This is a genomic window from Acetobacter conturbans (assembly GCF_011516755.1).
Classification (GTDB): domain Bacteria; phylum Pseudomonadota; class Alphaproteobacteria; order Acetobacterales; family Acetobacteraceae; genus Acetobacter; species Acetobacter conturbans.
Genome location: NZ_WOSY01000008.1, coordinates 165,933 through 183,236, shown reverse-complemented (window position 1 = coordinate 183,236; position 17,304 = coordinate 165,933). Strand labels below are relative to the sequence as shown.

Here is a 17,304-nt window from a genome sequence, read left to right as displayed (position 1 = left end):
ATCAGCTTTTGCTTCCCCAGTCCGCAGCAAGCCGGGTCAGCATATCAAACCGCTCCTGCCAGCAGGGGTCCACGGCACCGGGATGGGGGGAGACGACCGTCCACAGACCGTCAACAGGACGACCCTCCCCTTCGCTTTCCAACCAGAACCGGCCAAGACCCGCCGCAGTCACGTCCACCTGCCCGGGCACATGAACAGGCGAACACAGGCAGTCAGCCAGAAATTGCGTGAACCATGTATTCGTCACCAGTCCGCCATCAACGGACACGCGCGCGGCTACATGGCCTGTCGTTTTTTCGAAAGTCTGGACAAGCTGGACAGCGCGGAAGGCAATGCCCTCCAGAACAGCCCGCGCCATATCCTGTGGGCCTGCATCCAGCCCAAGCCCTGCCCACATCCCGCGCGTTTCCCTCTGCCACCAGGGACACCCCAGTCCCTGCAACGCCGGCAGGAAAAATATGCCTTTCGCCGCTGCTGAAGCATCCTTCAGCGCTTCAGAATCCGTGCAGGAAAATGCTGCCCCCAGGCTTTCGATCCAGTTGACCGCCGCGCCTGCGGTGAGGATACCGCCATCGAGAGCATACACCGGAGGCTGACCTTCGAACTGCCATGCCACCGTGGGCAGAAGTCCCTCTCCGGCATCCACACGCAATTCCGGACCCGTCAGCGCCAGAGCGAAGGCACCTGTCCCAAACGTGATCTTCACGTCACCCGTTTTTTGCAAACCATGGCCGTAAAGCGCCGCCTGCTGGTCAACAACGCTGACCACCACCGGCACACCCGACGCGCGGAGACAACCGAACGTCCCCACCGTCGGACGAATGGCAGGCAGGCACTCCATTGGCACGCCGAACAGGCGGCAAACGGTTTCATCCCATTGCAAGGTGCGAATGTTCATCAGGGAGGTGCGCGAGGCTGTGGTCACATCCGTGACGAACGCCGCGCATAAACGGTCGAGAAAAAACGCATCGCTTGTGCCCAGACGCAGCCAGCCCTGTTCCTGCAACGCCTTCGCCTGCGGCACATGATCGAGATACCAGCGCAGACGGGAGGCGGAGAAGTAACAGTCGAGCGGCAGACCGGAGCGCGCCATCACCTCCGGCTCCAGCCCGTCCTCTTTCATCCGGGCCACGACATCGCTTGTGCGCGTATCCTGCCACACGATTGCAGGACCGACAGGCGCTCCTGTCCGTGCATCCCATGCAACAACTGTCTCACCCTGATTGGCCAGCGCCAGAGCCTCCACCGGCCCCGCCACTTCAATGATTTCCTGCAGATGCGTGAGAATTTCCTCCGCATCATGTTCGACCCGCCCCGGTTCGGGCAGGCTCTGCCGATGGGTGCGCCGTGCGACAAATTCCATCCGCCCGTCCGACCATACGCGATAGGCTTTTGTGCCGGTTGTTCCCTGATCGATGACGAGGCAACTCTTCACGCTGCCCTCCTCAGACCAGATCGAGGCGCAATGTGGCCACACCCGCGAACAATGAGGCCGCCACAGGTAGTTCCAGACGATGCCGGAAAAGGCTTCTCACCCGCCGCTCCGCCACTATGCGGCCGTCATCACAGGACAGGCGAAGCATATCCTGCCCTGCACACTCCACGCTGACATGCAGCACCACGCGTCCATGTTCCGCCGCATAGACACGCTGCGGCCAGACGCTGTTCACCCCTTCGCCGCATGTGACGGGAATGGCGCGTCCGGCATCCGGTAACCGACCCGCAAGCGCGCGCAGCATCATGTCCGCGGCAGATTGTCCTTCCCGGGCCGCCATGCCGGAATGTTCCACGGCTCGCAGAACGTTGCCCGCCGCGAACACGTTCGGATCGAGCGTGCGAAAGGTGGAATCGATCATCGGGCCGTGCGTTCCCGCATCCAGCGGAATGCCGGACAGACGCGCGAGAATGGCGTCAGGCACGAAATGGCCTGTGAACACCACGCCGTCACAGTCCAGCACGCGACGGGTGCCATTCTGCTCAATTTCCACGCCCTCGACTTTTTCGCCGCCACGGATTGCAACGAGCCGCGTGTCGAGAAGCACCGGCGTGCCGTAGATCATCCGGGCCAGCACATCCGCCGGACGCTGTGCCGTGATGCGGGCATTTTCCTCGATCATCGCGACGGGCTGAACGCCGCCATGCCGCGCCGTCATCAGGGCGGAAAAGGAAACCAGTTCGCTGCCGATGATCACGGGACGACGGAAAGGAGTCAGTCCCTTCATCACCATTTCCTGAAACGCGCCCGTGGTGGTCACGCCCCACGGACGTGTGCCGGACACAAGACGGGGCCCTCGTGGCGTCTCCCGCGTTCCCGTGGCCAGCAGAACCGTGCGCGCCTGCCAGCTTTCCAGACCGCGCTCCGTGGCCACATGCACGATGCCACCGGGTTCAATGCCGGTCACGATCGTATCGGTCAGGATGGGGGTCTCCCCCACGGACTCCACCAGTGCGCGAGCATAGCGCGGGCCGCGCCATACGCGCCGGAAATCCATCATTCCAAACCCGGTATGGCCGCAATAACGCGGCAAGCCGCCCGCATCGCCTGTGCGTTCCAGAACGGCGATGTTTTTCACACCGTTTTTCCGCAATACACGCGCCGCGTTCAGGCCCGCTGGCCCGGCTCCGACGATAAGGGCTTCATACATCGCTGCGGCCCTTCCCAGTCGGACTCACAAGGCCGGGCAGATGGGATTGAGCCAGTTCCATAACGCGTCGCGTGCAATAAAATCCCTGACACCGCCCCATCATGCAGCGCGTGCGGCGACGAAGACCGCCCAGCGTTCCGGCCGGGAGCACGCGGTCGGTCAGAGCCGCTTCGATTTCATGTTCGGTGACACGCTCGCAGTGGCAGACGATCGGTCCCCGTTCGGGCTGCATCCACGGACGAGGCCGTTCCTCGACCAGATTAGGCATGGAGGGGACGACGACATTCGCAAGTGGTGACGGATCGGCGAAATGGGCGCGGTACAGTCCAACGACATGCTCCGCGATGCCCAAGGCACCGGTCAGTCCGGTGGAACGGATCCCTCCGACCGTGATCCATCCGTCCGTGGGGAGCGCCTCGATCTGATAATCGCTGAACTGGGTGGCCGGACGCAGCCCGGCATAGGCCGTCGTCACGTCATGGTCGCGGAGAGCGGGGATGATACGAAACGCAGCTTCCCGCAGCTTTTCCAGAGCATCATGCTCGACCGTGGGAAATTCACGCTCTGTCTGCGGTTCCGCCGTCGGGCCGACGAGGACGTTGCCGAAGACGGTGCGCGTCACCACCACACCTTTGGTGAGGGCCGTCGGCACCGGCAGGATGATCGTTCTGAAAAGATCGCTGGCCGTCTTGTCGAAAACCACGAACTGCCCTTTTCGCGGCGTGATCGTGAAAGGTGACGGGCGGGCGATGGCTTCGACGAGATCGCCGTGGTTTCCGGCGCAGTTGATGACCACGCGCGCCCGGACCGCCGGTTTCCCCGCGACATCCAGCCGCCAGACATTCCCTTCCCGCACACCGCTTTCGACACGCGCGCGGCATAGGTGGGTGCCACCGTTTTCGACCGCCTGTCGGGCATAGGCCAGCGGTGCCGACCAGGGATCGATCAGATGCTCTTCCTCAACGAGCACGGCACCCCGCACATCCTTCGAAAGGGCGGGCTCCCGCAGGCGTGCCTGCTGTGCATCAAGCTGCTTTACCGGCACGCCGTTCCGGGCAGCCTTATCCATGATAGCCGGAAAACAGGCGATGTCATCCGCCGACCAGGCTGCCACCATCGCGCCAGTCTTCATGACGGACAGGTTCATGTTTTCGCAGATATCCCGATACAGCGCATAGCCCCGCTGCATGCACGTCACTTCCAGCGTGTCGGGCGTGGCGTCGAAACCGGTGTGCAAAATGGCGCTGTTGGCCTTGCTGGCCCCTTCGAGCAGGTCGCCTCCCTTTTCCAGAAGAACGGTACGCGCTCCTGCCAGCACACAGGCGCGAAACATGGCGCAGCCCACGACGCCGCCACCAATAATCGCCACATCATGGAGCCGGTCTTCAGCCGTTTTCACCGTCATGCACACATCCCGAAAATCACCCGAGGCGCTCCCTGCCACCTTTGCGCTCCCCATAGCAGAACGCTGTCATCCGGCGATCATGTTTCGAGACCGGCATAACATCAAGCATCTGCGAGGATGACGTCCCACCCAGAAAGGGCATGAAGCCTTCCGGCAGAAAGCCAGCGTCCGGAGTATAAAACTGCAAAATAAAAATCCCCTGTTTAAGGCAGGGGATTTTTGTCACAGAATATTTCCGGAAATCAGAAAGTGATTATCCTTTCAGGATCTTCGTATGATGGTCCATGTGATCTTCGATGAAGCTCTGGATGAACCAGTAGGAATGATCGTATCCGGCATGACGACGCAGCGTCAGCTTCTGGCCTGCGGCCTTCGCGGCCTCTTCCAGATGCCAGGGCTGCAATTCCCGCTCAAGGAACTGATCCCCGTCCCCCTGATCCACAAGAATGGTGGTCGGATGCGTGTGACCGGCCTTGATGAGCAACGTTGCATCATGCTGTGCCCACGTGGCCTTGTCCGGGCCGAGATAGGCCGTGAACGCTTTCTCGCCCCACGGCACGGCGGTCGGATGGACGATCGGCGCAAACGCCGAGACTGATTTCCACTTCTCCGGCGAGCGAAGCGCATGAACCAGTGCGCCATGCCCCCCCATCGAATGACCGCAGATTCCCTGTTTCGAGGCATCGACCGGGAACTGCTCCGCAACCAGTTTCGGCAGTTCCTCGCCGATGAACGTGCCCATGCGGTAATGCGCCCGCCAAGGTGACTGCGTGGCATCGAGGTAGAATCCGGCCCCCACCCCCAGATCCCAACTGTCAGCCTCGCCCGGCACCTTTGCACCACGTGGGGATGTATCGCATGCGACCAGAGCGATGCCGTGCTTCGCGGCAAACCGGACAATGTTCGACTTGATCAGGAATGTATCCTGCGTGCAGGTCAGCCCCGCCAACAGATACAGTACGGGAACCGGCTTTTCCTTGCTCGCACCTTCGGGAATAAAAACCCCGAAGGTTGTCGGAAGCCCAAGGGCCTCCGACTGGACCGTGTAGAAGCCGAGTTCGCCCCCGCAGCAGAAATGTTTCGATGCTGTTGTCAGGGTCATGGCCTGCTCCTCAGAATTCGACGACGGTGCGGATGCTCTCGCCGCGCGTCATCATATCGAAGCCTTCGTTGATCTTCTCAAGCGGCAGCTTGTGCGTGATGAGGTCATCGATATTGATGCGGTTTTCCATGTACCAGTCAACAATTTTCGGCACGTCAGTCCGACCGCGCGCACCGCCGAAGGCCGAACCGATCCAGCGACGACCCGTAACAAGCTGGAACGGGCGGGTGCTGATCTCCTGACCGGCACCGGCCACGCCGATCACCGTGGAGACACCCCAGCCACGATGAGCGCACTCAAGTGCCTGACGCATCAGGGTGGTGTTGCCGACGCACTCAAAGGTGTAATCCGCGCCGCCGCCCGTCAGTTCGATGATCCGGCCGACAACGTCGCCATCCGGCAGATCCTTCGGATTGACGAAGTGCGTCATCCCAAACTTGCGGGCCATTTCCTCACGAGCCGGATTGATGTCCACGCCGATGATCTTATCGGCACCCACCAACTTCGCGCCCTGAATCACGTTCAGGCCAATACCACCAAGACCGAACACGGCCACCGTAGAATTCGGCTCAACCTTGGCCGTGAAGATGACTGCGCCGATACCGGTCGTTACGCCGCAGCCGATGTAGCAGATCTTGTCGAACGGCGCGTCCTCACGAACCTTCGCCAGCGCGATTTCCGGCATGACGGTGAAGTTCGCAAAGGTCGAGCAGCCCATGTAATGATGGATGGGCTGACCCTTGAAGGAGAAGCGCGAGGTACCGTCCGGCATCAGGCCCTTGCCCTGCGTCGCACGGATGGACGTGCAGAGATTGGTCTTCTGCGACAGGCAGGATTTGCACTCGCGACATTCCGGCGTGTAGAGCGGAATCACATGATCGCCCGGCTTCAGGTGCTTCACGCCCGCACCGACCTCACGGACGATACCAGCGCCTTCATGCCCGAGGATGGCGGGGAACAGACCTTCCGGGTCGGCGCCGGAAAGGGTGAACTTGTCCGTGTGGCACAGACCGGTCGCCTTGATCTCGACCAGCACTTCACCCTCGCGCGGGCCTTCGAGCTGGACCGTCTCGATCTCCAGTGGCTTGCCTGCTTCAAACGCTACCGCGGCTCTTACGTCCATTGCGCTGTTCTCTTTCCTTGTCTGTAACTTCGATAATCAGGCTTCGGGAGCCTGATCGGGATCGGGCAGAACACCCAGTGCACGAAGATGCGTGACGATCGCACGCGCGGCTTCATGCGGCTCGGGATCGACCATAAGCTGGCCGCCTCCGCTGTCCTTCGACGCGCCCGAAATCAGTTTCGGACGCCTGCGATAGGGACGCAGCATACCGTTATCCCCTACCCCTTCATCAGTCGGGGCAGAGTGAACCGTAACAGTCTGCTCGTCCATCTGTGTTGTCCGCTGAAGGGCAAACACAAAAGCAGGAACACACCGGGCTGTGTCAGGCACAGTGATGACGCAGGGGAGCATCACGGAAACGGGTTTGACCGCGCCTCTCGCACGGGATTGCGCCAGCAGCAGTTCTCCTACGGCGGTGGGCTCTTCCAGTGGAGCGACGATGTCCGTGGCGATAGGCCAGCCGAGCGCCTGTGCGAGCTGATACGGCAGCAGCCCCATATCGCTTCCACCGCGCCCGCGGGAGGCCGCCAGCACGAGATCCGGCGCACCATCGGCGAACAAAGAATTGCCCTTCACGGCGTCTGCCAGTGCCTGCACAGGATCGGTTTCGCCACCTTTCAGGCACACGATCTGCGTGAGACCATAGCCGCCATACTCCGCGAGAACCGAACGGGCGGAACCGGCGTGCAGGCCGATCATCTGCGTCGCACCGAGTGCGCGAGCCAGACCGATGGCCCGGATTTCACCCGGTACGGGAGCCGGACGCCCGGAGACCGGATCAATGCCAAGGGAAAGAAGAATGACCGCTTTCATGGCCGCTTCTCCCCATATTCGGCAGCAAGAATTTCGCACAGAACGGGCATGACAGCCTGTGCATCGGCAATAATGGCGAGACCGGCGCGGGAGACCATGGCGGCGTGAAGATCGGTGTTGACCGCCACGACATGCTCCACACGTCCGAGCCCCTGAAGATGCTGGGGGGCACCGGCAATGCCCATCGCGACGTAACACAGCGCGTCGAGGATCGTGCCGGAGGCACCGACCTGCGTGGCGCGCGGCATGTCACCGTTGTCACAAACCACCCGGCTTGCGCCCGGCGTGGCGTGCAGGGCCTTCACCGTAGCGCGAAAACTCTCGAAATCCGTCACACCACGCCCGGCAGCGACGACGAACGGTGCATCGCCGAGATTCATGGTGGCCGGATCAGGCGAACGGATTGCACCCACCCTCATGCGAGCCTGAACCGGCCCTGATGGGACGGGCGTTTTCTCCAGCGGCAGGATTTCGTGCTCCTCGCCTTGCCATGCAGGCACACGATCGGGCGCGAGCGTCATCAGGGGTGCGAGGCCGCCCGCCCATTCCTGCCGCCCTGCACCGCAAGGGCGAATGGCCTGTTTCGGCCCCAGAACCTCAATGCCCGGCAAGAGCCCAAGCCTCGTCCGAGCCGCGAGGCGACGGGCAAGATCGGCACCCTCCTCGCTTTCCGGGATGAGAACATGCCGGGGGGACAAAGCTTCCATCACGGCGACCAGTTCTGCCACCCGCGCATCAGGATCTGAGCCGTCGGCAAGCGGCAGGATACGATCCGCCCCGGCCTGCCCGAGCGAGGGTGCATCAACAGCCGCACCAACAACCACAATGGCCCCCTCCCCCCCATCAGCCAGCTTGCGGGCCGCACCAAGTAGCTGACGGTCGGCCCGGTCGAGGCGACCATCCGGCAGATCAGGCACGACAACAATGAAAAATTCCGGCTTTTCAACACGGATTTTCTTCACCGTCCGGGCGCTGGCTGTGCTGATTCCCGTCATCTGCCCGACAAGACCGGATCGAACGAGACGCGCACGTCCGTCACGGCCCGTCGTCAGCAACCGCTGCCGCTCGGCTCGCGGATCACGACGCAAACGACCGGAGGGCGACGTCATCCGTTCATACGGCGTCGCGCTCATGTCGTAACGCAGCCGCCCGTTTCCCGGCACAAGGCGGGCAGCCCGTTCGGCACGCGGGTCGCGGCGGAGACGGATGGCGTTCATGCGGGCACCACAGCTTCGAGCACGAGTTCGGCGATGTCCTTCACTTCAGGACGCGGCTCCGGCACGCCTTCCAGCATCGCCGTGCATCCCGGACAACCGACCGCGACAATCGCCGCACCGACCTCGGACGCCTGCCCCATACGGATGTCGGGAATGCGCAGTTCGGCATCGACATCGCTGACGGGATTGCCGCCGCCGCCACCACAGCACATGGACTGCCTGCCATGCCACTCCATCTCGACCGTTGTCTTGCAGGCCGCAGCGAGCAGACGGCGTGGGGCATCGAACTCGCCGTTGTACCGACCGAGATAACAGGGGTCGTGATAGGCGACGGCAGGCAGATCGCGGGCATCGAGTTTCAGGCGACCGCTACTGACCAGTTCGTCGAGCAGCGTGGTGTGGTGCAGCACCTCCCATTTTCCACCAAGCACCGGATATTCGTTTTTCAGCACGTTCAGCGCGTGCGGATCGGCGGTGACGATCCGGTGGAAACGACGGCTATTCAGCGTGCCGATAACCTCCGTGGCCAGATCCTGAAACGTCGCCTCATCGCCGAGACGACGCGCCAGATCGCCACAATCCAGTTCGGCCTCGCCCAGAATGGCGAAATTCACGCTCGCAAGACGCAGCAGCTTCACGAGGGCACGAAGCGTGCGGGCATAGCGCAGTTCATACGCGCCATCACCGAGCCACAGCAGCACGTCCGTCTCGCCATCCTGCGTGAGAACCGGGACATTCTCACTGGCCAGACCATCGGCGCGGGCGGACAATGGACGGCCCCCGGACTCCCCCGTATCGCGCAAACGGCGCAGTGCATCCGCAGCACCGGGACGAACCTCGCCCAGCATGAGCGTCTGCCCGCGCCGCAGATCGACGATGGCGTCCACATGCTCGATCATCATCGGGCACTGCTCGACGCAGGATCGGCAGGTGGTGCAAGCCCACAGCGTATCGGGATGGATCATCGCATCCACGCCGATGATCGCGCTGGTCATGCTCCCCTGCCCTGCGGTCGGCGGTGCATTGGGCGCGGGCGAGCCGGTATAGGCGCTGGCATTTTCTCCGCGTGCGGAAAGCGCCAGTCCTTGAATGAGGGCTTTTGGATTCAGGCGCTGACCTGCTGCGAAGGCCGGACAATGCTGTTCGCACCGTCCACATTCAATGCACGCATCGAAAGAAGCCAGAATATTCCACGCGAAATCACCGGGGATGAGTGTGCCCAGCGTGGGTGCGGCAAGATCCAGCGGGCGCAGATCGGTGCTGCGACCACCGCCGAAACGCTCCGGCCGGGAATGGGCCGCCAGCCATGTCACACCCGAGAACGCATGCCGCATCGGGCCACGCGCGACCTGCACGACCAGTCCCGCGCCACCGGCGGCCATCAAGACCAGCGGAACGAGAGCGATGCTGTTCTGTTCAGGCAACGTGACATGTACCAGTGCCACGAGCGCGCCACCGAGGTTCCATGCCAGCATGGCATTGGGCAGCCAGAGGAACTTACCGCCGGAGAGGTAGGAGGGCTTCTTCGGGTTGCGCCGTTTCCAGACCAGATATGTTCCGCCGAGGGCCGCGAGGAAGAACATCCCCGCACCGCTCCAGTAGAGACGGCTCGCGCGCAGGGCCGGAACCACCCCAGCCGCCAGCACCACCGATCCGGCCAGCGTGCCGCCCGCAACAAGCGCATGCATGGGTGCAGCGCCTTTCCGACGCTGCACCGCATGATGCACGTCCACCATATAGCGCCGTGGCACGGTGGCGAGCCCGCGGATCATGTCCTTCGGGTTTCGTCTGCCCTTGCGCCACCGTCGGACGGCTGGCACGGCGGATACTGCGAGCGCCCCTGCCGCGCCCCAGACCAGCCCGGCGGCGAGGAGACCTGTCCTCCCAAGCACGGTCAGAAATCCTTGCAGAGACGAAGCGCGTCGTAGAGCGCCGCATGGATGTTGCGACCGGCCACGGCATCCCCGATGCGGAACAGGGCGTAATCGCCGCTCTTTAACTCTTTCACGCCCGGTTGCGTCTTGCCTTCCAGAAGCGTCGGAATGTCAATCTGACCGTGATTAACCGAACCTTCCTTCAGTTCCATGTAGAGCGGGTCACGCGGCAGGGTTCCGCACTCGACGATGACATGGTCCACAAGGCGTTCTTCCTCTTCTCCCGTCATGGTGTTGCACAGCACTGCGACAAGGCGGTTGCCCTCGCGTGACACTTCACGCAGTTCCATGTTGGGCGACATCATCACACCGAGCTTGTACATCTCCCGCAGATGAATTGGCTGGTTGGTCGTGCCGACTTCCTGCGCGATCAGGCGATCATGCGTCGCCATCTCCACAAGACAGCCGCGTGTGGCCATGACTTCCGCAACCGAGGCTGCATTGTGCTGTCCCATTTCGTCAAACAGGAGCACGCTACCCGAAGGATTGACAGCACCAGACAGAACATCCGCTGTCGTGTGAACCAGATCGCTCCCTTCGAGATCCCCGCGCCAGGCGCTGCCACCCGTAGCGACAATGACGATATCCGGCTTTTCCAGACGAACCATTTCGGTGGTCGCGTCGGTGCCGATGCGGACATCGACACCCAGCTTGCGCACCTGCGCGTCCAGCCAGCGGACAATCCCGGTCAGCGCCTCGCGCCATGTCGCCTTTGCGGCCAGATTGACCTGACCGCCGGTTTCATTCGCGCGTTCGAACAGCACGACGCTGTGACCACGCAGGGCGCAGACGCGGGCGGCCTCCAGTCCGGCCACGCCGCCGCCAATGATGGCAACCCTGTGCTTCGCGCCCGTCGTGGGCCGCACGTCATGCGGCATGGTCGCTTCACGACCCGTCGCGGCGTTTTGCAGACAGAGCGCGTCGCCGCCGACATAGATCCGGTCGATGCAATAGCCCGCCCCCACGCACTGACGGATATCGTCGGCGCGACCAGCAGCCAGCTTGTTGACGATATGCGGGTCGGCGATGTGAGCGCGGGTCATGGCGACCATATCCACATGCCCTTCCGCGACGGCACGGGCGGCGGTGGCCACATCCATGATGCGCTGGGCGTGGAATACCGGCACATCGGCTTCCCGACGAATGGCGCTGGCGAGATGCAGGAACGGTGCAACCGGGAAAGACATGTTGGGTAGACTGACGGCATGTGACATCTCGTCACGCGCCTGACCACCGATCACATTCACGAAATCCACCAGCCCACGCGTCGCATAATCGCTGGCGATCGTCAGGCAGTCCTGCTGGGAAAGACCGTTTTTTAGAATCTCGTCACCCGACATCCGCATACCGACGACAAAATCCTCGCCCACAGCCTCACGAATAGCCGTCAGCACTTCGATCCCGAATCGCATCCGGTTTTCAAGCGATCCGCCATACTGATCGACACGGTCGTTGGCAGATGGGCTCCAGAACTGATCGAGGAGATGGCCGTGCGCGCCGGAGATTTCCAGCCCATCAAGACCGCCTTCCTTGCAGCGACGGGCGGCATCCGCAAAAGCCCTGACGACACGGCGGATGTCCTCGATCTCCATTTCCTTCGGCATGGAGCGGGAGGCGGGCTCACGACGTGGTGACGGACCGATGACCGGCAGCCAGGCATCCGTATCCCAGCGTGTGCGCCGTCCCATATGGGTGATCTGGATCATCAGCTTCGCGCCGTGTTCGTGCACACGGTCGGCGAACTGCTGGAAATAGGGAATCACACTGTCATCAACGACAGAAACCTGATTCCACGGTGTGGCCGGGCTGTCGTGAGCGACCGATGACGAGCCGCCGAACATGGTCAGGCCGATACCACCCTTCGCCTTCTCCGCGTGATAAAGCTGGTAACGTTCCTGCGGTTTTCCGTCCTTGCCATAGCCGGGCGCATGGCTCGTGCTCATGACCCGGTTGCGGATGACCAGATTGCGGATCCGTAAAGGCTTGAACAGGGCTTCGACGTTCGCGGTCATGCAGGTGTGTCCATGGTTCGGGTCTGCGAGGAAAACGAAGGTGGAACAACCGTCGCTGTGCGACGTCGCTCCTCACGTGGCGGCCGGCCAAAGCGGCTGCGATAGGCGGAACTGAAATGCGAACTGGAAACGAAACCGCAGGCGGCACCGATATCGGTAACCGACATGGTGGTCTGTCGCAGCAGGCGGCGGGCGCGGTCCAGCCGGACGCCGACGAGATAGGCGGCGGGCGTCACCCCGGCGTGACGGCGGAAAATCCGTTCCAGCTGGCGGACGGAAAGATGCGCGGCGTCCGCAATCTCCTCAATGCGGAGAGGACGGTCGCTTTCGCGCTCGATCAGGCGCAGAGCACGGGTCATGGCTTCGGGAGCACCGGCTGGCACGGGCACCGGCTGCCGTTCATCGCCTGATCTGTCGCGCTCCACGAGGAACTGCGCCGAGATTTCCCGCACGCGCGCCGCACCGAAGCGGGTCGCGATAATTCGCAGCATCATGTCGAGCGGCGCAAGACCACCCGTGCAGGTCAGCCGATTGCGGTCGATCACGAACAGATCGTCCGTGATATCGATTTCGGGAAACTCCTCACGGATAGAGGAGAGATTTTCCCAATGGATGGCGCAGCGGTAACCACGGAGAAGGCCCGCTTCTGCCAGAGCGAACGTGCCCGTGCACAATGCGCCAAGAGCGATGCCACGACGCGCCTGCTGCCGCAGCCAGGTGAGCAGCGGTGCACCGGTCGCCGCCCGGACATCCATTCCCCCGCAAACGAAGATCACGTCCAGTTCGCCGACGGTTTTTGCAGAAATGGTCGGTCCAAGCGAGAGCCCGTTGCTGGATGCAACCTGAAAACCGTCAAGCGACAGAACGGACCATGTATAGGTCTCTTCTTCCGCAAGCTGATTCGCCATGCGCAAAGCCTCGATGGCGTTGCTCATGGCAATCATCGAATACCCTGCCAGTGTCAGGAAGCCGAAGCGACGAAACGGGAGAAGGTCAGGCTGGAGGGCCATTTTCAGCGTTCGATGACCACGTCACTGGTGGGTTTCGCGCAACAGATCAGGATCATGCCCATATCAATCTCACGCTGACGAATGCCTCCTTCGTGTTTCATGTCCACCGTGCCGGAGACCAGCTTGCACTTGCAGGTTCCACACAGGCCTTTTCCGCAGGAAGCGGGCACGCGCATCCCCTCCGCACGGGCGGCGGAAAGAATGTGCGTTTCCGCACCGCATTCGATATCGCGGCGACTTTTGGTGAAGCTCACCTTGTAGGTTTTTTCGCCGGGCTCCGGAGCCGCGAACGCCTCTTCCAACTCACCCTGCATCAGAGTGGCAAAATCGAAACTTTCCTCGTGATGACAGGTCATGTCGAACCCGCTATCCGCGAGCAGCGTGCGGACTGCCGCCATGTAAGGCTCGGGACCGCAGACATAAACTTCGCGTTCAAGGAAATCCGGAGCGATGAGCGACAGCATTGGCGCAACAAGGCGCCCACGCAAACCGGGCCAGCGTCCGGCAGGCGTGTCGTCCTCGCAGATGGTGGCTGACCGGAAAGCAGGCCATGCCAGTTCCATCAGCGCCAACTCGCGACCGAAGATAAGGTCATTCGGGCTACGGGCGCTATGGAGGAACACGACGTCCGCCCCGGCACCGAGATCGAACAGCGTGCGGGACATGGACATCATCGGCGTGATGCCACTGCCACCCGACAGAAAAAGGAATTTTCCGGAATGACTGTCAGCGCAGGTGAATTCACCCGCCGGTCCGGTGACTTTCACCTCCATTCCCGGCTGCATGGTATCGTGCAGCCAGTTGGAAACAGGACCTTTCGCCACGCGCTTGACGGTGATGGCCACCCGGTCCGGTCGCGTCGGCGCAGAGGAAATGGTGTAACTGCGATTGATTTCTTCCCCGGCTGGGCCGCAGGGAAGAGAAAACGTCAGGAACTGACCCGGTTTGTAGGAAAAGCGGCGTGGTTCGGGAGCCGAGAATACGAACGTCTTCACGTCGTGCGTCTCGTCACGCACCTGTTGACAGATGAGAGTGTCGTCCCGCTCCGGATCCCAGAGGGGAGCCGTCGCGAGAGCATTCAGGTCCGGAAACACACCGCTTGTTTTCATGCCAGCGCCGCCTTCATGCGACCAATATACCAGGCAGAGAATTTCTCAACGAGACCTTCCGTGTAAGGCGAGTATGGTCCGGGCTCGAAAGACGGATCATCAGCACCCTGCTGCGAAATTTCAACAAGATCGGCGTCCTGCTGGTTCGTCGCCTGCCAGACTTCCGTCAGGTGTTGCAGGTCATAATCCACTCCTTCGACCGCATCTTTGTGAACGAGCCACTTGGTGCGGACCAGCGTGTGTCCGGCGTCAATCGGCAGGACAGTAAAGGTGACGATATGATCACCCATAAAATGATGCCAGGAGTTCGGCTGCGTCCAGAAAGACAGACCTCCGACCGATTTGTCCTTGAGTCCGCCGAGAGGGATGCGGCAGGCGGCTTTCGTGTCGAGCGTCTGGCTTTCGCCGGACCGGTCAATGGGCAGACGTTCCGTCCGGAAACCGGTGATGCGGTCGTCGAGATGCTCGACCTCCCGTGAGGGCAGGCCCTCGCCTTCCCATCGTGCGTGGCACGCAACGGCGAGTTCCCCATAACGGTCGGCGTCGCGCTGACCTTCATCGTCCAGCGTTCCGGGAGCATATCCGAAGCCATAGGCGAACAAGGGGATCGTCAGTTCGGGATGGTTCGCACCGCAGTGATAGCATTCACGGTTGTTTTCCATCGTGAGCTTCCAGTTGCCCATCTCGATGAGATCGGACTCGAAAGCAACGCGGGTGTTGCGGACGTCATGCGGAGCAAGATACTCCTCCATGATACGTGCCATATCCTCGATATCTTCGGGAGGCTCCTCCGCCAGACAGACGAAGATCAGGCCAGCGATGGAACGGATGGCGACTTTCTTGAGGCCACGACACTTGGGGTCGAAATCCTCACCCATATGTTCGGCAAATTTCAGATCGCCATCCAACCCGTAGGTCCATGAATGATAGGGACAGACGATGTTCCCGATCATCGTCTTGCCTTCAGGAACCATCCGTGCGCCACGATGACGGCAGACATTGTGGAAGGCGCGGACTTCACCATCATCGTCACGGGTGATGATGACAGAAGACTTGCCGATATTGACGACCATTGCGTCGCCGGGCTCGGCGATGTCGGGTTCGACACCGACATAGATCCAGTGTTGGCCGAAGATGTACTTCATGTCGGCGTCAAAAATGTCCTGGTCCGTATAAAATGGAGCTTCCAGGGCGTGTCCCGGCTTGCGCCGGGCGAGCAGTGCTTGAAGAGACTCTTTGGTTTGACCGGACATGGCGTCGTTTCCTTCCCGACCCGACTCTGGTTCGATCCCATCAGTATGCCGCGTTCAGGAAACTTTAATTTCCATATTGCGACATATTTTTATATCGTAACGACCTTCACTGAACAAGAATTTCAGGTGCTTTCACAGACACTGCTACAGCGTTGGTAAATCCCCCCCATTTCCGTTAAATATCACGCAAGAACAGTAAGTTGAATCAGCATTCAGGAAAGCGGACCGCCAGACCTCCGAGCGACGTTTCCTTGTAGCGGCTGCTCATGTCCTTGCCCGTCTCGTACATTGTCTTGATCACGTCATCGAGAGAGACGTGGTGGGAACCATCGCCGCGCATGGCGAGCGAGGCGGCATTGATGGCCTTGACCGCACCGAATGCATTGCGCTCGATGCAGGGGATCTGCACGAGACCACCCACCGGGTCGCACGTCATGCCGAGATGATGCTCCATCCCGATCTCCGCCGCGTTCTCCACCTGCGCGGCCCCAGCCCCGAGTGCTGCGGAAAGACCCGCGGCCGCCATGGAGCAGGCGACACCGACTTCCCCCTGACACCCAACCTCGGCGCCGGAAATGGAGGCGTTACGCTTGAACAATCCCCCTATGGCGACTGCCGTCAGCAGAAAGTCACGTTCTCCAGCGCGGGATGCGCCGGAGCTGTAATCACGGTAATACCGGAGGACGGACGGCACGACGCCCGCCGCGCCGTTGGTCGGAGCGGTGACGATACGGCCCCCGGCCGCATTTTCCTCGTTCACGGCAATCGCAAACAGACTGACCCAGTCCATGATCTCATGCGCCGTCCGGACATTGCGGAAACGGTCGGCTTCAAGGCGCTCATGGATGGCAGGCGCACGGCGTTTCACACCGAGACGCCCCGGCAACACGCCTTCCGTTCTCATGCCACGGTCAACACAGGCCATCATCACATCAATGATGCGGTCCACGTAAGCAAGGACCTCATCGACGGGGCGCAGGGCGCTTTCATTGGCCAGCACGATCTCGGGAATACTCAGGCCACTACGGCGTGCACAGGCAAGAAGCTGCACGCCGCTGCGAAAATCGAACGGGACATTGAGATTCTGCGGCACGGCTTCCGCGTTCCTGTCCTCCGGCACGACGAAACCGCCGCCAATCGAACAGTACCGGCGGATCAGAAGCGCCTTCCCGTTTCCATCAACGGCAAGAAACTGAAGTGTATTCGGATGGACGGGCGGAACCGTATCCTTGTCAAAGACGAGGTCTTTGTCAGGATCGAACGTGAAAATGCAACCACGTGGACCAAGTTCATGCGTCTCGCGCACGCGATCAAGAATCGCCTCGGCCTCGTCAGGATCAACCATGTCTGGATGCAGACCGCCGAGCCCGAGAATGACCGCGCGATCCGTGGCGTGCCCCACGCCCGTCCACGCCAGCGAGCCGTAAAGCGTGACCCTGACATGGAGAGGGTGAGCGGCATCCGCGGCAAGAGGCACCAATTCGGAGACGAACTCGGCGGCGGCCTTCATCGGGCCGACCGTATGAGAGGAGGAAGGACCAATGCCGATCTTGAAGATTTCAAAAACACTGATCATGGCGAATTTTCCGATGCCCTTTGCGTGATCCGGTCAGGACTCACGCCGAAAGTGCGGCGCGAAGCGTCTTCTCCGGGCACCATGCCCCTTCAAAAACGCTTTCAT

The 17,304-nt window shown here is 61.5% G+C and carries 13 protein-coding genes; all 13 read right to left on the bottom strand.

Going from position 1 to position 17,304, the window contains the following annotated elements; translation table 11 throughout:
- Position 1 precedes the first annotated feature (1 nt).
- The 13 genes from GOB81_RS10235 to GOB81_RS10175 all read right to left on the bottom strand — a co-directional run bounded on the left by GOB81_RS10235 (position 2) and on the right by GOB81_RS10175 (position 17,199).
- Positions 2 to 1,435, bottom strand: coding sequence for an FGGY family carbohydrate kinase (locus GOB81_RS10235; protein ID WP_173570308.1), 1,434 nt, complete (start codon positions 1,433 to 1,435; stop codon positions 2 to 4).
- A gap of 10 nt (positions 1,436 to 1,445) precedes the next feature.
- On the bottom strand, positions 1,446 to 2,645 hold the full coding sequence (locus GOB81_RS10230; RefSeq protein WP_173570307.1) for an NAD(P)/FAD-dependent oxidoreductase: 1,200 nt from the start codon (positions 2,643 to 2,645) through the stop codon (positions 1,446 to 1,448).
- Positions 2,638 to 4,050: an NAD(P)/FAD-dependent oxidoreductase gene (locus GOB81_RS10225; protein ID WP_173570306.1), complete on the bottom strand. Its 1,413-nt coding sequence runs from the start codon at positions 4,048 to 4,050 to the stop codon at positions 2,638 to 2,640. The genes GOB81_RS10230 and GOB81_RS10225 overlap by 8 nt, the downstream gene beginning before the upstream one ends.
- Positions 4,051 to 4,303: 253 nt before the next feature.
- The gene (gene fghA / locus GOB81_RS10220; protein WP_173570305.1) at positions 4,304 to 5,152 is read right to left on the bottom strand and encodes an S-formylglutathione hydrolase; all 849 of its coding nucleotides are present in this window, start codon (positions 5,150 to 5,152) and stop codon (positions 4,304 to 4,306) included.
- Between the two features lie 10 nt (positions 5,153 to 5,162).
- Positions 5,163 to 6,275, bottom strand: a complete 1,113-nt coding sequence (locus GOB81_RS10215; RefSeq protein WP_173570304.1) for an S-(hydroxymethyl)glutathione dehydrogenase/class III alcohol dehydrogenase — start codon at positions 6,273 to 6,275, stop codon at positions 5,163 to 5,165.
- Positions 6,276 to 6,311: 36 nt separating this feature from the next.
- Positions 6,312 to 7,088 carry an adenine nucleotide alpha hydrolase family protein gene (locus GOB81_RS10210; RefSeq protein WP_173570303.1) on the bottom strand — a complete coding sequence of 259 codons (777 nt, stop codon included), beginning with the start codon at positions 7,086 to 7,088 and terminating at the stop codon, positions 6,312 to 6,314.
- Positions 7,085 to 8,305 (bottom strand): electron transfer flavoprotein subunit alpha/FixB family protein, encoded by a 1,221-nt coding sequence (locus tag GOB81_RS10205; RefSeq protein WP_173570302.1) that lies wholly within the window; start codon positions 8,303 to 8,305, stop codon positions 7,085 to 7,087. Before GOB81_RS10205 ends, GOB81_RS10210 begins: the two co-directional genes overlap by 4 nt.
- The gene (locus tag GOB81_RS10200) at positions 8,302 to 10,197 is read right to left on the bottom strand and encodes a DUF3483 domain-containing protein (RefSeq protein WP_173570301.1); all 1,896 of its coding nucleotides are present in this window, start codon (positions 10,195 to 10,197) and stop codon (positions 8,302 to 8,304) included. Before GOB81_RS10200 ends, GOB81_RS10205 begins: the two co-directional genes overlap by 4 nt.
- A gap of 2 nt (positions 10,198 to 10,199) precedes the next feature.
- Positions 10,200 to 12,251: an NADH:flavin oxidoreductase gene (locus GOB81_RS10195; RefSeq protein ID WP_173570300.1), complete on the bottom strand. Its 2,052-nt coding sequence runs from the start codon at positions 12,249 to 12,251 to the stop codon at positions 10,200 to 10,202.
- On the bottom strand, positions 12,248 to 13,261 hold the full coding sequence (locus GOB81_RS10190) for a GlxA family transcriptional regulator (protein WP_173570299.1): 1,014 nt from the start codon (positions 13,259 to 13,261) through the stop codon (positions 12,248 to 12,250). Before GOB81_RS10190 ends, GOB81_RS10195 begins: the two co-directional genes overlap by 4 nt.
- A gap of 2 nt (positions 13,262 to 13,263) precedes the next feature.
- Positions 13,264 to 14,370 carry a hybrid-cluster NAD(P)-dependent oxidoreductase gene (locus GOB81_RS10185; RefSeq protein ID WP_173570298.1) on the bottom strand — a complete coding sequence of 369 codons (1,107 nt, stop codon included), beginning with the start codon at positions 14,368 to 14,370 and terminating at the stop codon, positions 13,264 to 13,266.
- Complete coding sequence (locus GOB81_RS10180; protein ID WP_173570297.1) at positions 14,367 to 15,623, bottom strand: aromatic ring-hydroxylating oxygenase subunit alpha; 1,257 nt, start codon at positions 15,621 to 15,623, stop codon at positions 14,367 to 14,369. Before GOB81_RS10180 ends, GOB81_RS10185 begins: the two co-directional genes overlap by 4 nt.
- Positions 15,624 to 15,828: 205 nt before the next feature.
- Positions 15,829 to 17,199, bottom strand: a complete 1,371-nt coding sequence (locus GOB81_RS10175) for an L-serine ammonia-lyase (RefSeq protein WP_173570296.1) — start codon at positions 17,197 to 17,199, stop codon at positions 15,829 to 15,831.
- Positions 17,200 to 17,304 lie beyond the last annotated feature (105 nt).

Excerpts from the sequence above, each read along its gene's own strand:
- GOB81_RS10190 (WP_173570299.1), bottom strand. The coding sequence starts at position 13,261 with ATGGCCCTCCAGCCTGACCTTCTCCCGTTTCGTCGCTTCGGCTTCCTG.
- GOB81_RS10195 (WP_173570300.1), bottom strand. The coding sequence starts at position 12,251 with ATGACCGCGAACGTCGAAGCCCTGTTCAAGCCTTTACGGATCCGCAAT.
- GOB81_RS10180 (WP_173570297.1), bottom strand. The coding sequence starts at position 15,623 with ATGTCCGGTCAAACCAAAGAGTCTCTTCAAGCACTGCTCGCCCGGCGC.
- GOB81_RS10210 (WP_173570303.1), bottom strand. The coding sequence starts at position 7,088 with ATGAAAGCGGTCATTCTTCTTTCCCTTGGCATTGATCCGGTCTCCGGG.
- GOB81_RS10185 (WP_173570298.1), bottom strand. The coding sequence starts at position 14,370 with ATGAAAACAAGCGGTGTGTTTCCGGACCTGAATGCTCTCGCGACGGCT.
- GOB81_RS10225 (WP_173570306.1), bottom strand. The coding sequence starts at position 4,050 with ATGACGGTGAAAACGGCTGAAGACCGGCTCCATGATGTGGCGATTATT.
- GOB81_RS10230 (WP_173570307.1), bottom strand. The coding sequence starts at position 2,645 with ATGTATGAAGCCCTTATCGTCGGAGCCGGGCCAGCGGGCCTGAACGCG.
- fghA (WP_173570305.1), bottom strand. The coding sequence starts at position 5,152 with ATGACCCTGACAACAGCATCGAAACATTTCTGCTGCGGGGGCGAACTC.
- GOB81_RS10205 (WP_173570302.1), bottom strand. The coding sequence starts at position 8,305 with ATGAACGCCATCCGTCTCCGCCGCGACCCGCGTGCCGAACGGGCTGCC.
- GOB81_RS10215 (WP_173570304.1), bottom strand. The coding sequence starts at position 6,275 with ATGGACGTAAGAGCCGCGGTAGCGTTTGAAGCAGGCAAGCCACTGGAG.
- GOB81_RS10175 (WP_173570296.1), bottom strand. The coding sequence starts at position 17,199 with ATGATCAGTGTTTTTGAAATCTTCAAGATCGGCATTGGTCCTTCCTCC.